This window comes from Aeromonas sp. Y311-2 (genome assembly GCF_027706025.1).
In the GTDB taxonomy this organism is placed as follows: Bacteria; Pseudomonadota; Gammaproteobacteria; order Enterobacterales; family Aeromonadaceae; genus Aeromonas; species Aeromonas veronii.
In genome coordinates this window covers 76,098-95,606 of the sequence record NZ_JAPDCL010000020.1, presented here as the reverse complement: position 1 = coordinate 95,606, position 19,509 = coordinate 76,098, and the positions used below count along the sequence as shown (strand labels likewise).

Genomic DNA, 19,509 nt, shown 5'->3' with positions numbered 1-19,509 from the left:
GAGCGGGAAACGAGACTCGAACTCGCGACCCCGACCTTGGCAAGGTCGTGCTCTACCAACTGAGCTATTCCCGCAACTACCTTAAAACAGGCCGTACAGCATTTGGTTGCTTGCGCTACTGTACGGGAGCCGAATTATAAGAGCAGTCATTCCAATTGCAAGGGCTTTTTTGTCTGGTTGCGCGCGTTCGCTCAAAAGCTGGCCGAACTGTCGATTTTAGCAGCCAGAGTATGACAAACCCTTGCCGGGGAATCAGATCTTGAAGACGTGGCTGCGATAGAACTGCAGCTCGGCGATGGATTCGCGGATATCGTCCAGCGCCTGGTGGGTGCCGCTCTTCTTGAACTGATCCAGCAGTTCCGGCTGCCAGCGGCGTACCAGCTCCTTGATGGTGCTGACGTCGACATTGCGGTAGTGGAAGAAGGCTTCCAGCTCGGCCATGTGCTTGACCATGAAGCGGCGATCCTGACCGATGCTGTTGCCGCACAGCGGGCTGGTGCGCTCCGGCACCCACTGGCGAATGAAGTCGAGGGTCTCGGCAATGGCTTTCGCCTCATCGTGCTGGCTCGCCTTGACCCGGGCCACCAGACCGCTCTTGGTATGGGTGTTGACGTTCCACTCGTCCATCTTGGCCAGCTCTTCATCACTCTGATGAATGGCGATGACCGGCCCTTCGGCCAGTACGTTCAGATCCTTGTCGGTGACTATGGTGGCAATCTCCAGTACCACGTTCTCTTCGGGGTCGAGACCCGTCATCTCCATGTCGATCCATACCAGGTTCTGCGCGCTGACTGTCATGATTGCTCTCTCTATTGGGAGGAATGGCGGAATTTTGCCAATTTGCATGTATCATACTGGCTTTGGATCTGTTCATAAACTGGCGAATCGAGTGGCAAAGAAAGCAAAACTCAATCTGGGTCAACAAAGGCGCGTCCAGGCCAACCGCGAACGGCGGCTGCAAAAAGATCACACCACAGTGGTGGATGACACCCTGTTTGGCCCCGCCATCGAAGGGGTGGTGATCAGCCGTTTTGGTCAGCACGCAGACGTGGAAGCGGTCGATGGCACCATCCACCGCAGCAACCTGCGGCGCAGCAGCATCAGCAGTCTGGTCTGTGGCGACAAGGTAGTGTGGCGTCCCGGCCTCAATACCGCGACAGCGGGCGTCATCGAGGCGGTGCATCCGCGCCACTCGGTACTGACCCGGCCGGACTTCTACGACGGTGTCAAACCCATCGCCGCTAATATCGACCAGATCATCATCGTCTCGGCGGTGATGCCCGAGTTCTCCACCAACATCGTCGACCGCTATCTGGTGGCCGCCGAGGATGTGGAGATCCGCCCCCTCATCGTGCTGAACAAGGTCGATATGCTGGATGATGCCGCCAGAGCGCGCATCGAGAGCCAGCTCGAAACCTACCGCAAGCTCAATTACGAGGTGCTGCTGGTGAGCTGCGAGAGCGGTGAAGGGCTCGATGAGCTTAAAGCCGCACTGACCGACAAGATCAGCATCTTCGTCGGCCAGTCCGGGGTGGGCAAGTCGTCGCTCACCAACGCCCTGATGCCGGGGCTGGATGTACTTACCGGCGAGATCTCCGAAAACTCGGGGCTCGGCCAGCACACCACCACCACGGCGCGGCTCTACCACTTCCCGAGCGGTGGCGATCTCATCGACTCCCCGGGGATCCGCGAGTTCGCCCTCTGGCATCTGGAGGCCGACCGCATCACCTGGTGCTTCGTCGAGTTTCGCGACTATCTGGGTGGTTGCAAGTTCCGCGACTGTACCCACAAGGACGATCCCGGCTGTGCCCTGCGCGCCGCGGTCGACGCGGGCGCCATCAGCGCCGATCGCTTCCACAACTATCACCGCATCCTGGAAACCATGCAGGAAGCCCGTCACGGTCGCCAGCAAGCGCGCCTGTGACCCTAATAAACCTACGTTGATGATGAACATGAGCATTACTGACAACCTGAAAATTGCCGGTCAATACTGTCTGCCCAAGCACGCCCTCTCCCGTCTGATCGGCAAGTTTGCCGCCGCCGAAGCGGGCAACATCACCACCAAAGTGATCGAGGCCTTTATCAAGCAGTATCAGGTCGACATGAGCGAGGCACTGCACGAGAGTCCGGCCCACTACAAGAGTTTCAACGAGTTCTTCACCCGCGAGCTCAAGCCCGGCATCCGCCCCGTGATAGAAGATGCCATGACCCTGGCGCTGCCGGTCGATGGCACCGTCAGCCAGCTCGGCCCCATCCAGCAGGGTCGCATCATTCAGGCCAAGGGCCACGACTACAGCGCCCGCGAACTACTGGGCGGCTATGAGGATCTGGTGGCGCCGTTCAAGGATGGCGACTTTGCCACCATCTATCTGGCGCCCAAGGATTATCACCGCATCCATATGCCGCTGGACGGTGTGCTGGAGAGCATGGTGTTCGTGCCGGGGGATCTCTTCTCCGTCAACCCGCTCACCGCCGAGAACGTGCCCAACCTGTTTGCCCGCAACGAGCGGGTGGTCGCCACCTTCCGCACTCCGCACGGCCCCATGGCGCTGGTGCTGGTCGGTGCCACTATCGTGGCCAGCATCGAGACCATCTGGGCCGGCAATATTGCACCGACCAAAGAGAAGAAGGTGGTGCGTTGGGACTACAGCGGCGACGAGGCCATTACCCTGCAAAAAGGCGCCGAAATGGGCCTGTTCAAGCTGGGCAGCACCGTGGTCTGCCTGTTTGGCCCGGGCATGCTGGCCGGTTTCGAACCTCACTTGGCCAACGGTGTCACCACCCGCATGGGTCAGCCCTTTGCCAAGCTGGCGGAGCAGGCATGAGCGAGCAACCGAACGCCTCGCAGAAGAACAACCCGCTGCACGGGCTGACACTGGAAGCCATCGTCACCGCGCTGGTCGAACACTATGGCTGGGAAGAGCTGGGGCAGCAGATCAATATCCGCTGCTTCACCGATAATCCCAGCATCAAGTCCAGCCTGAAGTTCTTGCGCAAGACCCCCTGGGCCCGGGAGAAGGTCGAAAGCCTCTACCTCTACGTCCAGCGCAAGCAAGCCAAATCGAAGAAGGAAGGGCAAGATGGCCTTTAAGATTACGTATACCTATAAAAAACAGGCCAAGGAGATCGGCTACGCGAACGACAAGTTCCGCAGCATCTACGACGCCATCGCAGCTGCCGAAGGGCTGGATCTCACCAGTTTTCACGCCATGGAGGCCCAGCTGGCTCAGGTTTGTCGCCGCGACAAGAAAAGCGTGAAGGATTATCAGGAGAACTACTTCAAAGAGTTGGGATTCTCCAACATCGTCATCGAACGGGATCTGCAGGAGTAACCATGCGCACCTTGACCCTGATGGCCGCCTCTCTGCTGCTGGCGGCATGCAGTACACCGGAACAACATCTGGTGGGCGGCGATCGCGACAGCCACGGCTGTATCGGCAGTGCGGGCTATCAGTGGTCAGCGCTGACTGGCAAATGTGTGCGCCTGTTTGAAGAGGGTATCCGGCTCAATCCGACCGATGCCAGCCAGACCAGCAGCGCCTTCGTGCTGTTCAACACCGACCAGACGCAGGCCGAACTGCATCTACCAAGCGGCGAGCAGCACCTGCTGACCCGTCAAGGTGCGGAGGGCAACTGGTCGTGGCAGGGTCGCGGCTACACCCTCTTTATCTGGAAGGGTTATGTGCTCAAGCAAGGTGACAAGGCGCTCTATCACGGGGAATAACCCCGAGGAATAGCGCACGGCGTGGTATCGGTGCGATGCACGCGAACAAAAATGTCGACCCAAGAGTCGGCATTTTTGTATCTGACACAACCGGTTATCAGGCGCGGCTGAGGTAATCGGCCTGCCCTACCCACTTGTAGCTGGTAAGCTCGGTGAGCCCCATGGGGCCACGGGCATGCAGCATCTGGGTCGAGACCGCCACCTCGGCCCCCAAACCAAACTGGCCACCATCGGTGAAACGGGTGGAGGCGTTGACATAGACAGCCGCCGAACCGGCTCCGTTGACGAAACGCTCGGCGTTGGCCAGATCGTTGGTCAGGATGGCATCGGAGTGGCCGGCGTTATGCTCGCGCATATGGGCCAGCGCTTCGTTCACATCCGCAACCAGCTTGACCCCCAGGGTCAGACCGAGCCACTCGGTATCGAAATCCTCCGGCCCCGCCTCGCACAGGTTGTCGGCACCCGCCAACTGCCTCATGGCGTTGGGCGCGGCCACCAGCGTCACCTTGCGCTCGTTCATCAGCGTCACCAGCTGCGGCAGGAAAGCCGAAGCGACTTTCTCGTGTACCAGCAGAGTATCGAGGGCATTGCAGGCGGAGGGGCGTTGCACCTTGGCGTTGTCGATGACCGCCAGAGAGCGCACCAGATCGGCACTCTCGTCGACGAAAATATGGCTGATACCGAACCCGCCGATGATGACCGGGATGGAGCTGTTCTCCTTGCACATCTTGTGCAGGCCGGCACCGCCACGGGGGATGATCATGTCCACATAGCGGTCTAGGCGCAGCAACTCGCCGACCAGCGCCCGATCCGGGTTGTCGATGTACTGCACCGCCGCCTCGGGCAGACCGGAGGCCGCCAAGGCATGCTGGATCACCCGCACCAGCTCCAGATTGGAATGGAAGGTCTCGCGCCCACCACGCAGGATGCTGGCGTTGCCGGTCTTGAGGCAGAGGCTGGCGATGTCGATGGTGACGTTGGGGCGCGCCTCGTAGATGACGCCGATAACCCCGATAGGCACCCGACGACGGGAGAGCCGCAGACCATTCTCCAGCACCCGGCTATCCATTTCGGCACCGACCGGATCATCCAGAGTAATTACCTTGCGCACATCCGCCACAATCCCGGCCAGACGCGCCGGATTGAGCAGCAGGCGATCCAGCATCGCCTCTGACAAGCCAGCCTCACGGCCGGCGGCAATATCTTTCGCGTTGGCGGCGAGGATCTGCTCACTGCGCGCCTCCAGCTCGTCGGCGATGGCGGCCAGCGCCCGATTCTTCTGCGCTGTGCTGATGGTAGCCAGCTGATAGGCGGCTTCACGGGCCGCCTGCCCCATTTTCTCCAGACTCATCTCGGTTCCCTTTGTTCATGCTGTGCCGCCCTGATTAGAGCAGCACCATATCGTCTCGATGGATGGCTACTGAACCATATCCATAGCCCAGTACCTGCTCAATCTGATCCGAGTGGACGCCGCGCAGCTTCTCCAGCTCCAGATGGTCGTAACGGCAGATACCGCGCGCCAGCTCGGCGCCTTTGGGATCAAGAATGCGCACCACATCGCCTCGAATAAAGTCGCCCTTGACCGCGACGATCCCCTTGGGCAGCAGGCTGGAGCCTTTCTCCTTCATGGCGGCAACTGCGCCCTGATCCACATGCACTTCGCCGTGAGGAGGTGGACCTGCCAGGATCCAGCTCTTGCGCCCTTCCAGCGGGGACGCCAACGCGGGGAACAGGGTGCCAATACGCTCACCCTTGGCAAGACGGCCGATCACCTCCGGCATCTGGCCGGTCGCGATCACCACGTTGACACCGGCGCGGCGTGCCACATCGGCGGCCTGCAGCTTGGTAGCCATGCCGCCGGTGCCGAGGCCGCTGACACTGTCACCCGCCAGCGAGCGCAGGGTATCGTCGATGGTCTGCACCTCTTCAATAAGCTGGGCGTCGGGATTGGTGCGCGGATCGGCGGTAAACAGCCCCTTCTGGTCGGTTAGCAGGATCAGCAGATCCGCATCCGCCAGAATGGCGGCCCGTGCGGAGAGGTTGTCGTTGTCACCTACCTTGATCTCGGCGGTCGCCACCGCATCGTTTTCGTTGATCACCGGAATAATGCGGTGATCGAGCAGGGTGCGCATGGTGTCGCGGGCGTTGAGGTAGCGCTCCCGATCCTCCAGATCGGCGCGGGTCAGCAGCATCTGGCCGATATGCAGACCGTAGAGGTTGAACAGATCCTGCCATACCCGAATCAGCTGGGTCTGACCAACCGCCGCTAGCATCTGCTTGTTGGGCAGGGTTGGCGCCAGTGGCGGGTGACCCAGATGTTCACGCCCGGCGGCGATAGCCCCTGATGTGACGACCACGACCCGATGGCCGTGACGGTGCAAGGCCGCACACTGTCTGACCAGCTCGACCATATGGGCACGATTGAGCTGGGAAGACCCCCCTGTGAGCACGCTGGTGCCCAACTTGACGACTATGGTTCTGTTTTCCATGGGAGCATAAAGGCTAAAAAAGTAAGGAATATCTTTATACCCACGGCCATGGTGCCCTGCAAGGCAATTAACGCCGGGGTGAGGAGATGAAGCAAAGGCCCGGATGATTGCGGGCGGAAGGGGAGATGGCTGACTGATGGCCCGGCAAACAGCGGGATGCTGCTCGCCGGGCATCAGGGATCAAGCAGCGGTCACGGTCAACTCATTGGTGACCTGATCCGCTGGCGCTAACTGACACTCCAGAGCCGTCAGTTTGTCGCTGATGAGCTTGTAGAAACGGTTGAGGGTCCGCTCCACTTCTACCTGGTGCTTCTTGGGGATCGGCTTGTCCAGCCACTCACCATCAGCATTGTAGAAACCGAGCTGATAGTGGTAACGGAAATGGTGATCGTCCTGCTCCAGCACCAGCCACCAGCCCCAGAACTCCCGTTTGTCCGGCGCAGGCTTGGCGCTGACACAGACCGACAGGCAATCGAAACGATAACGCCCCTCTTCGCAGAGATCTTCGCGCAAATAGGGGCCAATGGCAGCAAACTGCCTCAGCAGTCGCTTGTAGGTCACTCTTTCAGACATGTTAACCTCCCTGTTAAACAAGCCGCGCCACCTCGGGATGGCGTCAGTTCTTTAGCGCAATGTCAGGTACACAAATGCTGTTTCAGCCACTCGACGATTTCGTCCAGTGCCTTGTCATACACCTCCAGCAAAGGCTGTTTGTCGAATACGATGGCCTTGCCGTTACGACTGGCCGCCGCCAATGCCCGTACATCCTGCTCGGGACAAATAAAATCTCGCTTGTGTCCAATACTTAATATCGGCACAGAGGTGCGAGTCCCCAGTAATCCTTGCGTTTTAAGTGAAAATACCTGGCACTTGGTACGCATGCCGTCCCACTGCGCCGCATCCGCCCCCAACCGGTTGGCCAGACTATCCCGCATCATGCGCGGACACTTGGCAAACAGCTCCTGATTGGTAAACACCTGATTGACCCCGGCGCCGACACAGACCACGGTGCGCAGCTTGAACGGTTCGATAAAGGCCAGTCTGGCTGCGATATTGCCCGCCAGACGCATTCCCACCATGGCGATACGCTGATGATCGACCCAGGCCACCTCGGAGAGGTAATGGAGCACCGCCTGATGGAGACGGCTGGTATCCTGCACCAGCGGCCAATGCTCGGCATAGCCGACCCCGGGCATATCGAGGGAGAGCATGCCGATACCGTTGGGCTCGAGCCGTTTGAGATAGAAGTTGAGGAAATCGAGCTGCAGGGAGTCGATCCCGCCGCTGATGATCACCAGCGGCACCGGTTTTTCGGTCGTCGGCAGGTGGAGATAGCCCTGAATATGCTTGCCGCGAAAAGGCACCTGGATCTCTTTGAGCGGCACCTTGAACAGGCGACCCGCCTCGCGATAGGCCATGTTACCGAGCAGCTGGGCCTGATCCGCCAGCTCGTCATCCTTGAGATGGGGATAGCTGGCGATGGAGTAGTAGCGCACCGCCTTGAGCAGCTGTTTCAAGGCGCCAGAAGGATCACCCTTCTCGCGCAGTTCGCGGCCCTGCTTGAAATAGTTGCCAGCCACCTGGCTCCACTCGTAGATCCAGTTGCCGGGCACATAGCCCTTGATGGTATCGAGATAGCAATCGTGGGTGCGCTCGCCGGTCGCCATGGCGATACGGGCCAGGGTCTGCTCCACTTCGATGGGATCAGCACCCTGCCAGGTCCAGGAGGGGCGACGCAGCAAGCGATACCAGCTCTTTGACATGGAGCCGTCGATAAACATCTCGTCTGACTCGGCTTGCGCCAGATCAGCCGCACTGGAGTTGGAGATCTCGGATGTTTCCAATACCTTCTTGACGCGGGTAAAGAGCTGTTCGGTCAGGTTTAGGTCTTCGTTCAAGTCCAAGATAGTGTCCCATTCATATCAGGCAATAGCTCATCTTAACCACTTTTACTGCCCATCAGCCACCCTGCAACAGATTGATACACAAAAAAACAGGGCTCCAAATTGGAGCCCTGTGAAACCATTATTGCCGGTTGCGACCAATGGACGCAGCGAGCGTCACATCCCAATCCCGTTACTTTTCGTCGCAGATCGGTGTGGCGAACTCCAGTGCCATATCCCACGGCTGTTCAATCCAGGTATCCTGCGGGATCGCCACTTCGAAATCGTCCAGCAGCGCTTCGCCCATCGGCTTGGCGAAAATCGCGATGAACTTGGCTTTCGGGTAGAGCTCGCGGATCGCCTTGGCGGTAGTGCCGGTGTCCACCAGATCTTCCACCACCAGCCAGCCTTCGCCGTCACCAGCGGTGGTGGCAGCCTTCACGACCACCAGCTCGCGCTGGCTGTCATGGTCATAGCTGGAGATGCAGAGGGTTTCCACATTACGAATGCCAAGTTCACGGGCCATCAGGGCTGCGGGCACCAGACCACCACGGCTGACCGCGATGATACCTTTCCACTGGCTGACAGGCAGCTGACGACGGGCCAGACGGCGAGCTTCACGTTGCAGGTTGTCCCACGACACATAGAACTTTTTCGGCATGTTATCGATCTCGAATAGTTATTTAAAAACAATTACTTAAAATAACAACATCCGCAATTATCCCTGCGGATGCCTGTAAATGGCGGCCCTTGCCCGACTGAATTCAGATTGCACTTCAGCTGCCTCAGGGCTAAGCCTCGGCAGCAAATCTGATAACAATGGAAGCAAGATGGGCTTATCCGGCGATCGGTTAGATGAAGTGTCCAAACCGCGGACAGGCTGTTGGGCCGATATGATAGCACCGTTTGCAGAGAAAATGCCTGGCAAACGTATGCCAAAAACAGGAAAAATCGGCATCCCCCTCTCCATTCGGCACATCTCGAGCGCCAAACGACTAACCTGCCGTCCCTGCTGCCGAGTCCAAATGGGCTGTGCGGCAAATCGCAGATAAAAAAATAGCAGGGGGAGGATTTACCTCACGCACCTGCTGCTTTCTCGCCTCTGCCTGGTTGGGCAGCTCGCCTTAGCGACGAGTGACGAAGGGGTTAGGGTAGCTGAAACCCTGGGTATACAAAGAAGGGGCAAACCAATAGGTTGAGTTGCTGCCTGGCATATTGAAACTCCTGATTGCTTAACAAGTTACGTACCTTTAATGCGGGCTCAAATCCTTGAACGAACACTCGATTCCATGGAGGCGCACTTGCTTTGCTTCGGTTCCCTGGAGGCTTTCATCGTCATCCTGACGGGTGGCGAACCACGGGAGCTAATTTACCAGTCGGTGCATTAAATTCAATATTTTTGTGAGATCGGTCACATATTTTCTTTTCTATCGGTCAGCGTCGTCCGAACCTGACGATCGTACTGCCTGGTTGCCATCAGCCAGCACAAGCTGCCTGCGATTTGCGCTGATTGCTCACATTTTTGTGTGATTGACTGTATTATCGTTATCCTCTTCCCCGGCCCGCTGATGGGGCCCTGTTAATTCCGTGCTGGTAAGGAGTCCCGACGTGGCACAGCTTAGCTCTCTCTCTCCCAAACTGATTTGGCATTTCTTCGAACAGATCTGCTCCATCCCCCACCCTTCCAAACATGAAGCCAAACTGAGCGCCTGGATCATCCAATGGGCTCAAGGGGAAGGTCTGGCGGTCAAGCAGGACAAGGTCGGCAACATCATCATCAAGAAACCGGCCACCCCGGGGATGGAAAACCGTAAAGCCGTGGTACTGCAGGCCCACATCGACATGGTGCCGCAGGCTAACGCAGACACCAAACACGACTTCGCGACCGATCCCATCGATGCCTATGTCGATGGCGAGTGGGTCACTGCTCGTGGCACCACCCTGGGTGCCGACAACGGCATCGGCATGGCCGGTTGTCTGGCTGTGCTGGCTGACAAGACCATCAAGCACGGTCCGCTGGAAGTGCTGCTGACCACAGACGAAGAGACCGGCATGACCGGCGCCTTCGGTCTGGAAGCGGGCTGGCTGGAGGGCGAAATTCTGCTCAACACCGACTCCGAAGAGGATGGCGAAGTCTATATGGGCTGCGCTGGCGGTGTGGATGCCAATATCCGCTTCCCGCTCGAGCTGGTTGACGCCAGCGAAGGCGAAGCGTTCGAGCTGGCGGTCAAAGGGCTGCGTGGCGGCCACTCAGGTTGCGATATCCATCGCGGTCGTGGCAACGCCAACAAGCTGCTGGTGCGTCTGCTCAAAGCAGCCGAGCCGCTGGGTGTGCGTCTGGCCGAGATCCACGGCGGCACTCTGCGCAACGCCATCCCGCGCGAAGCCCGTGCCACCCTGCTGGTGCCTGCTGCCAGCGTAAACGAGTTCAAGGCGCTGGTTGACCGCTACACCGGGATCTACCAGACCGAACTGGCCGCCACCGAGCCAAACCTGACCGTGCTGGTCAACAGCGCCGCCAAACCGGCCAAGCTGATGAGCGTCTCCCTGCAGCAGCGCCTGCTGGATGCCCTGATGGCCTGCCCGAACGGCGTGATGCGCATGAGCGATGCTATGCCCGGCGTGACCGAAACCTCTACCAACCTGGGGGTCATCAAGACTCAGGATGGCGAAGTGTACGTCCAGTGCCTGATCCGCTCCCTGATTGACTCCGGCCGCGAGAGCATCGAGCAGATGACCCGCTCCCTGTTCACCCTGGCAGGCGCCAGCTGCGAATTCACCGGTGCCTATCCGGGTTGGGCGCCGAACGTGGACTCCCCCGTCATGGCGCTGGTACGCAACAGCTACCAGACCCTGTTTGGTACCATGCCCAACGTCATGGTGATCCACGCTGGTCTCGAGTGCGGTCTGTTCAAGAGCGCCTATCCGGAGTGGGACATGGTCTCCTTCGGCCCGACCATCCGCGGTGCCCACTCCCCTGACGAGAAGGTACATATCCCGGCGGTCGAACGTTTCTGGCAACTGCTGGTGCACGTGCTGGAAGCGATTCCGGCCAAATAACCCGGCCTGCGCCACACGGCAAAACAAAGCCCCGCACTGCTGCGGGGCTTTTTATTGTCTGTTACAGCCAGATTTTGGCGCTTAACGGATGCCGCGCGCCTCGCGGATCCACTCCCAGGCTTGCTGGATCTCCTGGGTCTTCTCCTTGGCCATCTCCATCATCTCCGGCGGCAGCCCTTTGGCGGCCAGCTTGTCCGGATGATGCTTGCTCATCTCCTTGCGGTAGGCGCGCTTGATATCCTGATCGCTGTCGCTCTCGCTCACTCCCAGCAACTGGTAGGCATTCTTGAGGCGATCCGCAGAGGGTGCCGTCTGCCGATACTGCTGGCCACCGGAATGGCCCCCCTGATACTGGCCATGGGCCTGATTGAAGAAGTTCATCTGCGCTTCGGCCATCGCCAGAATGCGGGCCAGCTCGATGCGGCTGAAGCCCAGTTCGTCGGCAATGGTGTGCAGAATGGCGCGCTCGCCCTCCTCTACCCGCCCGTCGGCAAAGGCCGCCTGCAACTGTACTTCGAGGAAGAAGCGCAGAATATCGCGCTGCCCCAGACTGGCACGGCGGAACTCGGCCAGGGTCTCGCGTAGCGGGAAGTCGGCCTCCTTACCGAGACGAAACGACTCCTGTGCCCGGGCACGCTGCTCCCCCACCAATCGCATCCGATCCATCAGGTTGGAGGCAACCCGGATCTCCTGCTCGGTCACCTGACCGCTGGACTTGGCGATATGGCCCATCACCGAGAAGGTGGCATGGAAGAAGACGGCTTGCTGCTCCTGACTCGGACCGCGACGAAACGCCCCCTGCAGCCCCATGCCACGGTCGAAACGGTGGCCAATCCAGAGGCCAATCAGGGCGCCGATGATATTGCCGAGCAGAAAACCGAAGAAGGCGCCCAGCACCTTACCCCAAATACGCATGGTTCAAGACCTCTTGAAGTTAATGAGTGCGGGCCTGGAGCTGGTCATCCAGCTCGCGCAGTCGATCGACCGTGCCGATATCGCGCCACTCGCCAACGAGCAGGCTGCCGCCCACCCGCCCTTGCGCCATCCAGTCACGCAGCAGGGGCGCCAGTTTGCAGGCGCCGCCCGCGAGACCGGCAAAGGCCGCCGGATCATATAGTCCGACCCCGCTGAAGGTAAACGCTGGCGTATCCACGACTCGCCCTTCTTGCAGGGCAAAGTCCCCGCTCGGGTGCTGGGGCGGATTGGGCACTAGCCAAAGGTGGGCCAGATCCTCGCCCAGGGGCTGGCTGACCAGAGTGTGATAATCGAGATCGAGCCAGGTATCGCCGTTGATCACCAAAAAGGCTTCAGAGCCCAGCAGCGGCAGCGCCTGCACTATGCCGCCCGCGGTCTCCAGCGCGCTCTCCTCGGCTGACCAGTGGATGGTCACGCCGAGCGCACTGCCATCACCAAGGCTCTCGACCAACTTGTGGCCGAGCCAGGCATGGTTGATCACCAGCTCGGTCACGCCAGCGGCTTTGAGTTTTTCGATGTGATGAACGATGAGCGGCTTGCCCCCCACCGCCAGCAGCGGCTTGGGCAGCAGGTCGGTCAGCGGGCGCATCCGCTCGCCACGGCCAGCGGCCAGGATCATCGCCTTCATGGTTTAACCCCAGCGTTGGCGATCCCCGGCAACACCACCTGCTCCAGCCACTGACCAAAACGGGCCAGTACCGGATAGGCACTACCATGAGTGCGACAGACATCCACCACATAGCCGAGGGTACGGGGAATATCCTTGAGATAGCCGGACTTGCCGTCGCGATGATAGAGCCGGGTGAAGATCCCCGCCGCTTTGAGGTGGCGCTGCATGCCGGTCAGGTCGGCATCACGACGGAAACTGGCATAATCGAGCTCGCCAAGCAGACCCGCCTGTTGCAGGGTGGCAAAGCCGTGGCGCATCCCTTCATCGATCACCTCGTCAGGCCAGCGTACGTAGCAATCTTTCAGCAGGGAGACCAGGTCATAGGTAAGCGGCCCGATGACCATATCCTGAAAATCGATGATGGCGAGTTCGCTGCTATCAGGATTGTCACCGCCGCACACCATCAGGTTGCGACTGTGGAAGTCACGGTGCATGACCCCTTGCGGCTGAGCCAGATTGCAGGCGGTGAGGCAAGCAAAGGTCTCGTCCAGCAGTTGCTGCTCTTCATGGCTCAGGGTCAGCTGCAGATGATGACCCAGCAGCCACTCGGGGAAAATGCTGTTCTCCCGCGCCATAAAAGCCGCATCGAAGGGTTCAAGCGCCAGTTCAACCGCCCCCAGGCGGGGCAGCAAATCAATCGCCTTGCCATACCAGGCCAGCACATTGTGCTCGTTCAGGCAGCTGATCAGCTGGGTATCGCCCAGGTCACTGACCGCCAGCAGACCCTGTTCGTAGTCCACCGCCTTGACCTCTGGCGCCAACAGCTGACGCGCCAGCAAGGCGGCCGAGTTACGAACAAACTCATGATTTTTTTCGGTTTTCGGATTGGCATCCACCCACACCAGACCACCACCACGAGAGTAGCGGCGGAAGCTGGCATCACCGGAAATGAGGGTAAGCGTGAGAGTGGCATCACCGGAAATACGGCGTGCCCACAGCAATAGCAGGGAATCGCGATCGTGCATAAGTAGAGGACCAAGGTGGAAAGCAGCACTTGGCTGTTAGCCCTGGCCGCAATAATGCTTTATCATTGCCGGCTAACATAAAGCAATGACATGCAATGTCAACTCGATGAAACCTGTCGTAAAATGCATGCCTTGGATCAACCGTATCTATCACGGATTGCACGAGTCTTTCACATGACAAAATGGACACTGGGGTACCGCTATCCCATCGCCCTGACTATCAGCCTGGCCCCCGCACTCACCCCTATGATGGTGCAGGCGGCCCCGTTCGAAGCGCCGCCAGCCACCGGCATTCTCGATAGTCTCTGCTATGACTATGTTCCCAAGATAGAGAAGCCTGCATCGGATCAGGATGCCAACGCACAGCCGGTCGAGGTTGATGCTGACCGTCTCGAGGCCAAACAGGGCGGCACCGCCGTCTATGAAGGCGACGTCAAGGTTCGTCAGGGTGTTCGCAAGTTTGACTCCGACTATGCCCAGCTCGATCAGAAGAGCCGGGATGTCATCGCCATCGGCAACATCTATTACAACGACGGTCAGGTGACCGTCACCAGCGACAAGACCCTCAAATCCAACCTGGATACCAAGAACTCCGAACTGGAAGAGGGCAAGTATCAGGTGCATGGCTCACCGGTGCGCGGCTTTGCCAAGCGAGTGGTGATGACCAACAACAACCAGAACATCACCATGGAGGGTGCCCAGTACACCACCTGCCCCCCCGGTCAGGAAGTGTGGACCCTCAAGGCGGGCAGTATCGACATCGACCAGAAAGAGGTGTTCGGCGAAGCCTGGAACGCCAGCCTCTGGCTTTACGACTATCCGGTGTTCTACTTCCCCTATATCAACTTCCCCATCAAGGATGAGCGAAAGACCGGTCTGCTCTACCCGGGTTACAAGCAGAGCTCCAGCAACGGCATGGATATCACCCAGCCCTTCTACTGGAACATAGCTCCCAACTACGATGCCACCATCACCTCCCGTTTTATGGATAAACGCGGCCTGATGGAACAGGTGGAGTTCCGCTATATGCCGGACCCCGCCCACACCGGCACCCTCTATTTTGAAAATCTGGCGGATGACAAGCAGTACAGCCCGAGCAATCCGAGTCTGGCTGGCCTGTCCGATGGACATCGCTACCTGATGAACGTCCGCCACGGTTCCGCCCTGATGGATGGCAGCCTGCGTTTTGGTATCGACTACACCCAGGTGCGCGACAAGGATTACAACTACTTCAACGACTTCAGCCCGCAAGTGGGCACTCAGGTCGACAGCCAGTTGCAGCAATCCTTTACCGCCGGCTATTACCAGCCTAACTGGAACCTCACCTCCGAGGTGCGCCGCTACCAGATCCTGAGCCCATATGCGCTGCTGCCCCACGAGATGCTGCCGCGTATCGACTACAACTACTATCAGCAAGGCAAGTGGTTCGATCTGGCCTGGAACAGTGAACTGACCAAGTTTGGCTATGACAGTGGCAGTGCCGCCACTCTGCAAGCAGGTGAGCGCTATACCGCCACCCGCCTGCATCTGGCGCCAACCCTGACCGTGCCCCTGGTGGATGCACCGGGTTACTACCTGACCAGTCAGTACAAGCTGATGTTTACCTCCTACAACCAGGAGGTACCCGATAATCTGGTTAGCCAGGACCGCAGCCGCTTCACCGATGCAGACAGCAAACAGCTGACCCTGAAAGAGGGCACCATTACCCGTACTCTGCCGTCCTTCCGGCTCAAGGGGGGCGTCAACTTCGATCGGCCGCTCGACTGGTATGATGGCAAGGGCACCCAAACCCTGGAACCCGAGTTCCAGTACCTCTATATCCCTTACAAAAATCAGGACGAGATCGGGATCTACGACTCCACCACCACCCGTCAGGACTACTACAGCCTGTTCAGTGACCGCCGCTTTGCCGGTCTCGACCGCATCAGCGATGCCAATCGGGTCACCGTTGGCCTGACCAGCCGGGTCTATGACAATGTGGGTGATGAACGGTTGCGTCTGGCGGTGGCCCAGGCCTTCGAAATGACACCACCCAAGGTGCGCCTCTACCCTTCAAATCCGGAAAGCACCAACGCCCGCTCCCTGCTCTCGTTCGAGGGGGATGCCCGGATCACCGATGAGTGGTTTGCCCACGCGGGGACCCAGTACGATACCTCCGAGGGTGAATTTACGGCTGGCAACGGTGCAGTCGAGTACCGGACCGGCAAGCTGACCACTCAGGTCAACTACCGCTACATCAAGGATGGCAACCTGGACTATCGCTATCCGACCAACACGGCGCTGGCAGAAGATCTGAGCCAGGCGGGTCTGGTGATGATGGCGCCGATCGCCGATCAGTGGCAGATGTATGGCGGTTACTACCGTGACATCAAGCAGGATGTGAACATTGACCGCAAGATCGGTGTCAAATACGACTCCTGCTGCTGGAGCATCAACATGAGCCTGGAGTGGCACAATCAGCCGGACAACGTCACCCTGAAACCCACTTCGGAAAAAGTCATTGGTCTGCAGTTTGAAATGAAGGGACTTGGCAGCGTGGGTACAGGTGGCCGTAGCGTCACCCTGGATACCGAGCTGTTGCCCTATGTTCGCCCGTTTAATCTGAAAGGCCAGCAATGATGCTGGTCCAGCCTTGAGAGATGGATATGAAAAAGACCCTGATTGCCCTGCTGACCGCGGGAATGTTCGGTGCCATGAGCCAGGCCGCACTGGCTGCGCCCGAGCTGATGGACAAGGTGCTGGCCGTGGTCAACAAGGACGTGGTGCTGTCCAGCCAACAGGACGCACTGGTCAACAAGGTAAAACTCTCCGCTCAGGAGAGCGGCCAGTCCCTGCCTGACGATGCCACCCTGCGCAAACAGGCGCTGGATCGCCTGATCCAGGAGAGCCTGCAGTTGCAACTGGCGGAGCGCCAGGGGCTGAAGATCAGCGACACCCAGCTGGAACAGGCTATTCAGGGCATCGCTGCCGACAACAAGATGACCCTGGATCAGCTGCGGGCCCAGCTCGCCCGTGAAGGGATGACCTATGCCCAATATCGGGAAGAGGTTCGCCGCGAGATCCTGATGAACGAGGTGCGCCGCAACCAGGTGCGCCGCCGTATCAACATCTCCGATCAGGAGGTGAAGCAGGTGGTGGAGATCCTGAAGAAACAGGGTCAACAGCAGAACGAATACCACGTCGGCCATATCCAGATTGCCCTGCCGGACAACCCCACTGCCGCCCAGCTGGATGCCGCCAAGAGCAAGATCGAACGCATTCTGACCGCTCTCAAGCAAGGTGCCGACTTCCGCAAACTGGCCATTGCCGAGAGTAATGGTCCCAAGGCGCTGGAAGGGGGGGATTGGGGCTGGATGAGCCCGCAAGAGATGCCGACCCTGATGGCGGAAGCGGTACAGGGTGCCAAGAAGGGCGACATCGTCGGCCCGCTGCGCTCCGGTGCCGGCCTGCACATCGTCAAGGTGTTCGACACCAAGGGTCAGCAGCAAGTGATGCAGACCGAGGTGAAGGCCCGTCATATCCTGATCAAGCCCTCCATCATCCTGAGCGAAGAGAAAGCCAAGGGGATGCTGGATGGCATTCTGCACGACATCAAGAGCGGCAAGGCAAGCTTCGCCAGCATGGCGGAGAAGTACTCCGAAGATCCGGGCTCTGCGGTGCAGGGTGGCGAACTGGGCTGGTCTGATCCCAATGTCTATGTCCCCGAGTTCCGCGACATGGTCAACCGTCTGCAACCGGGCCAGATCAGTGCCCCGTTCCGTACCAGCCACGGCTGGCACATCGTGCAGGTGGAAGATCGCCGCAGCCAGGATGCGACCGACAAGGCTCAGGAGCAGCGCGCCTACCAGCTGATCTACAACCGTCGCTTCGTGGAAGAGTCCCAGGCGTGGCTGGATGAGCTGCGTGACGAGGCCTACATCCAGATCGAAGGAGCCGGTAGCTGATGAGCTGCCGTCGCCTTGCCGTTACCCCGGGCGAACCGGCCGGGATCGGCCCGGATCTGGTGCTGCAGATTGCCCAGCAGGATTGGCCCCACCAGTTGGTGGTGATCGCCGATCCGGCGCTGCTGCGCGAGCGGGCAACCCTGCTTGGGCTGCCCATCGAGCTTGAGCCCTACGATGCCGCTGCCCCTGCCCGCCCCCAGCGGGCGGGCACCCTGACCGTCTGTCCGGTCTCCCTCGGCGCCCCCGTGGTGCCGGGCGAGCTGAACGAAGGCAATGGCGCCTATGTGCTGGCAACCCTGCAGCGCGCCTGTGATGGCAACATGAGCGGCGAATTTGCCGCCGTGGTGACCGGGCCGGTGCACAAGGGGATCATCAACCAGGCCGGGGTCTCGTTCAGCGGCCACACCGAGTTCTTTGCACAGCAATCCAACACCGCCGATGTGGTAATGATGCTGGCAACCGAGGGGCTGCGGGTCGCACTGGCGACTACCCATATTCCGCTGGCCTATGTAGCGATGGCCATCACCGAGGATCGCCTCGGCAAGGTGATCCGGATCCTCAACGAGGATCTCGCCACCAAGTTTGGCATCGCCAAACCCCGTATTTACGTCTGCGGCCTCAACCCCCATGCGGGGGAAGGTGGCCATCTTGGACGTGAAGAGATTGATGTGATCGAACCCGCTCTGGCCACGCTGCGCCAGGAAGGGATCGATCTGGTCGGCCCATTGCCGGCCGACACCCTGTTCCAGGAGAAATACCTCAAGGATGCGGATGCGGTACTCGCCATGTACCACGACCAGGGGCTGCCTGTGCTCAAATACAAGGGCTTCGGCAGTTCGGTCAATATCACCCTGGGGCTTCCCTTCATCCGCACTTCGGTGGATCACGGCACCGCGCTGGATCTGGCAGGCAAGGGCCTGGCGGATTCGGGCAGCCTTGTCACCGCGATTAACCACGCCATCAAGATGGTAGAGAAAAAAAGATATGAGCAGTAAGGTGCACATGGGCCACACGGCCCGTAAGCGTTTCGGTCAGAACTTCTTGCACGACCGGTATGTGATCGATCAAATCGTCGCCGCCATCAACCCGCAGCCGGGTCAGAATCTGGTGGAGATCGGTCCGGGTCTGGCCGCGCTGACCGAGCCGGTCGCCGCCCAGATGGACAAAATGACCGTGGTCGAGCTTGACCGGGACCTGGCAGCTCGCCTGCGCGAGCACCCGACACTCAAAGACAAGCTGACCGTCATCGAAGCGGACGCCATGCGTTTCGACTTCGGCACCCTGATGGGTGAAGGCAAGGGGCCGCTGCGCATCTTCGGCAACCTGCCCTACAACATCTCAACCCCGCTCATCTTCCACCTGTGCGAATTTGCCGACCGGGTTGAAGACATGCATTTCATGCTGCAAAAGGAAGTGGTGTTGCGTCTGGCAGCAGGCCCGGGCAGCAAGGCTTATGGCCGCCTGAGCGTGATGACCCAGTACTACTGCCAGGTGGTGCCTGTGCTGGAAGTGGGCCCGGGTGCCTTCAAACCGGCGCCAAAGGTGGACTCTGCCGTAGTTCGCCTGATCCCGCACAAGAATCCGACCATAGTCGCAAAAGACATTCGTTGTCTGAATCGCGTCTGTACCGAAGGCTTTGGCCAGCGTCGCAAGACCATCCGCAACAGCTTCTCCAACTTCATCACCGACGCCCAGCTGACCGAGCTTGGTATCGATGGCAACCTGCGCCCGGAGAATCTCTCCCTCGAGCAGTTTGTCATGATCGCCAACTGGCTGGCGGATCAGCAACAGGCCTGATC

19 protein-coding genes and 1 tRNA gene are annotated in these 19,509 nt (G+C 59.4%); 10 read left to right on the top strand and 10 right to left on the bottom strand.

The window, feature by feature from the left end; genetic code table 11:
• Position 1 precedes the first annotated feature (1 nt).
• Together OKC42_RS17295 and orn are read right to left on the bottom strand one after the other, a co-directional pair.
• Positions 2 to 74 (bottom strand) — tRNA-Gly (locus OKC42_RS17295).
• Between the two features lie 178 nt (positions 75 to 252).
• Positions 253 to 798 (bottom strand): oligoribonuclease, encoded by a 546-nt coding sequence (orn, locus tag OKC42_RS17290; RefSeq protein ID WP_151285918.1) that lies wholly within the window; start codon positions 796 to 798, stop codon positions 253 to 255.
• A 91-nt stretch (positions 799 to 889) separates the two neighbouring features.
• On the opposite strand from orn, the gene rsgA reads away from it, so the two are divergent.
• Genes rsgA through OKC42_RS17265 form a run of 5 tightly spaced genes read left to right on the top strand, consistent with a single transcriptional unit; the run spans position 890 to position 3,724 of the window.
• Positions 890 to 1,924: a small ribosomal subunit biogenesis GTPase RsgA gene (gene rsgA, locus OKC42_RS17285; protein WP_162850486.1), complete on the top strand. Its 1,035-nt coding sequence runs from the start codon at positions 890 to 892 to the stop codon at positions 1,922 to 1,924.
• A 28-nt stretch (positions 1,925 to 1,952) separates the two neighbouring features.
• A complete protein-coding gene (asd, locus tag OKC42_RS17280) occupies positions 1,953 to 2,825 on the top strand; it encodes an archaetidylserine decarboxylase (protein ID WP_270820336.1) in 873 nt (290 codons plus the stop codon).
• A complete protein-coding gene (locus tag OKC42_RS17275) occupies positions 2,822 to 3,091 on the top strand; it encodes a VF530 family DNA-binding protein (RefSeq protein WP_005349372.1) in 270 nt (89 codons plus the stop codon). Before asd ends, OKC42_RS17275 begins: the two co-directional genes overlap by 4 nt.
• The gene (locus OKC42_RS17270; RefSeq protein WP_005338984.1) at positions 3,081 to 3,332 is read left to right on the top strand and encodes a DUF2960 domain-containing protein; all 252 of its coding nucleotides are present in this window, start codon (positions 3,081 to 3,083) and stop codon (positions 3,330 to 3,332) included. Before OKC42_RS17275 ends, OKC42_RS17270 begins: the two co-directional genes overlap by 11 nt.
• Before the next feature lie 2 nt (positions 3,333 to 3,334).
• A complete protein-coding gene (locus OKC42_RS17265; protein ID WP_201952615.1) occupies positions 3,335 to 3,724 on the top strand; it encodes a hypothetical protein in 390 nt (129 codons plus the stop codon).
• Between the two features lie 97 nt (positions 3,725 to 3,821).
• Here the strand turns inward: OKC42_RS17265 and OKC42_RS17260 are convergent, their stop codons facing one another.
• The 5 genes from OKC42_RS17260 to gpt form a co-directional block, all read right to left on the bottom strand.
• On the bottom strand, positions 3,822 to 5,075 hold the full coding sequence (locus OKC42_RS17260; protein WP_201952618.1) for a glutamate-5-semialdehyde dehydrogenase: 1,254 nt from the start codon (positions 5,073 to 5,075) through the stop codon (positions 3,822 to 3,824).
• Between the two features lie 34 nt (positions 5,076 to 5,109).
• Positions 5,110 to 6,213 (bottom strand): glutamate 5-kinase, encoded by a 1,104-nt coding sequence (proB, locus tag OKC42_RS17255; protein ID WP_005358365.1) that lies wholly within the window; start codon positions 6,211 to 6,213, stop codon positions 5,110 to 5,112.
• 180 nt (positions 6,214 to 6,393) lie between these two features.
• Positions 6,394 to 6,786 (bottom strand): sigma factor-binding protein Crl, encoded by a 393-nt coding sequence (crl, locus tag OKC42_RS17250; protein WP_005339003.1) that lies wholly within the window; start codon positions 6,784 to 6,786, stop codon positions 6,394 to 6,396.
• Between the two features lie 62 nt (positions 6,787 to 6,848).
• The gene (gene frsA, locus OKC42_RS17245; protein WP_005349360.1) at positions 6,849 to 8,117 is read right to left on the bottom strand and encodes an esterase FrsA; all 1,269 of its coding nucleotides are present in this window, start codon (positions 8,115 to 8,117) and stop codon (positions 6,849 to 6,851) included.
• 172 nt (positions 8,118 to 8,289) lie between these two features.
• Complete coding sequence (gene gpt / locus OKC42_RS17240; protein WP_005339007.1) at positions 8,290 to 8,757, bottom strand: xanthine phosphoribosyltransferase; 468 nt, start codon at positions 8,755 to 8,757, stop codon at positions 8,290 to 8,292.
• A gap of 947 nt (positions 8,758 to 9,704) precedes the next feature.
• Between gpt and OKC42_RS17235 the strand changes: the two genes are divergently transcribed.
• Entirely contained in the window at positions 9,705 to 11,156 is a 1,452-nt protein-coding gene (locus tag OKC42_RS17235) for an aminoacyl-histidine dipeptidase (protein ID WP_108613104.1), read from the top strand.
• A gap of 81 nt (positions 11,157 to 11,237) precedes the next feature.
• On the opposite strand, the gene djlA is transcribed toward OKC42_RS17235, so the two are convergent.
• Genes djlA through OKC42_RS17220 form a run of 3 tightly spaced genes read right to left on the bottom strand, consistent with a single transcriptional unit; the run spans position 11,238 to position 13,766 of the window.
• Positions 11,238 to 12,071: a co-chaperone DjlA gene (djlA, locus tag OKC42_RS17230; protein ID WP_270820333.1), complete on the bottom strand. Its 834-nt coding sequence runs from the start codon at positions 12,069 to 12,071 to the stop codon at positions 11,238 to 11,240.
• 19 nt (positions 12,072 to 12,090) lie between these two features.
• Positions 12,091 to 12,759, bottom strand: a complete 669-nt coding sequence (murU, locus tag OKC42_RS17225; protein ID WP_270820331.1) for an N-acetylmuramate alpha-1-phosphate uridylyltransferase MurU — start codon at positions 12,757 to 12,759, stop codon at positions 12,091 to 12,093.
• Positions 12,756 to 13,766 carry an aminoglycoside phosphotransferase family protein gene (locus OKC42_RS17220; RefSeq protein ID WP_270820329.1) on the bottom strand — a complete coding sequence of 337 codons (1,011 nt, stop codon included), beginning with the start codon at positions 13,764 to 13,766 and terminating at the stop codon, positions 12,756 to 12,758. The genes murU and OKC42_RS17220 overlap by 4 nt, the downstream gene beginning before the upstream one ends.
• 174 nt (positions 13,767 to 13,940) lie before the next feature.
• Between OKC42_RS17220 and lptD the strand changes: the two genes are divergently transcribed.
• From lptD to rsmA, 4 genes are read left to right on the top strand one after another with little or no spacing between them, the layout of a single operon-like run.
• A complete protein-coding gene (gene lptD / locus OKC42_RS17215; RefSeq protein ID WP_088870070.1) occupies positions 13,941 to 16,385 on the top strand; it encodes an LPS assembly protein LptD in 2,445 nt (814 codons plus the stop codon).
• Between the two features lie 26 nt (positions 16,386 to 16,411).
• On the top strand, positions 16,412 to 17,710 hold the full coding sequence (surA, locus tag OKC42_RS17210) for a peptidylprolyl isomerase SurA (RefSeq protein ID WP_201942734.1): 1,299 nt from the start codon (positions 16,412 to 16,414) through the stop codon (positions 17,708 to 17,710).
• Positions 17,710 to 18,705 (top strand): 4-hydroxythreonine-4-phosphate dehydrogenase PdxA, encoded by a 996-nt coding sequence (gene pdxA, locus OKC42_RS17205; RefSeq protein ID WP_201942731.1) that lies wholly within the window; start codon positions 17,710 to 17,712, stop codon positions 18,703 to 18,705. Before surA ends, pdxA begins: the two co-directional genes overlap by 1 nt.
• Positions 18,695 to 19,507: a 16S rRNA (adenine(1518)-N(6)/adenine(1519)-N(6))-dimethyltransferase RsmA gene (gene rsmA, locus OKC42_RS17200; RefSeq protein ID WP_005339016.1), complete on the top strand. Its 813-nt coding sequence runs from the start codon at positions 18,695 to 18,697 to the stop codon at positions 19,505 to 19,507. Before pdxA ends, rsmA begins: the two co-directional genes overlap by 11 nt.
• Positions 19,508 to 19,509 lie beyond the last annotated feature (2 nt).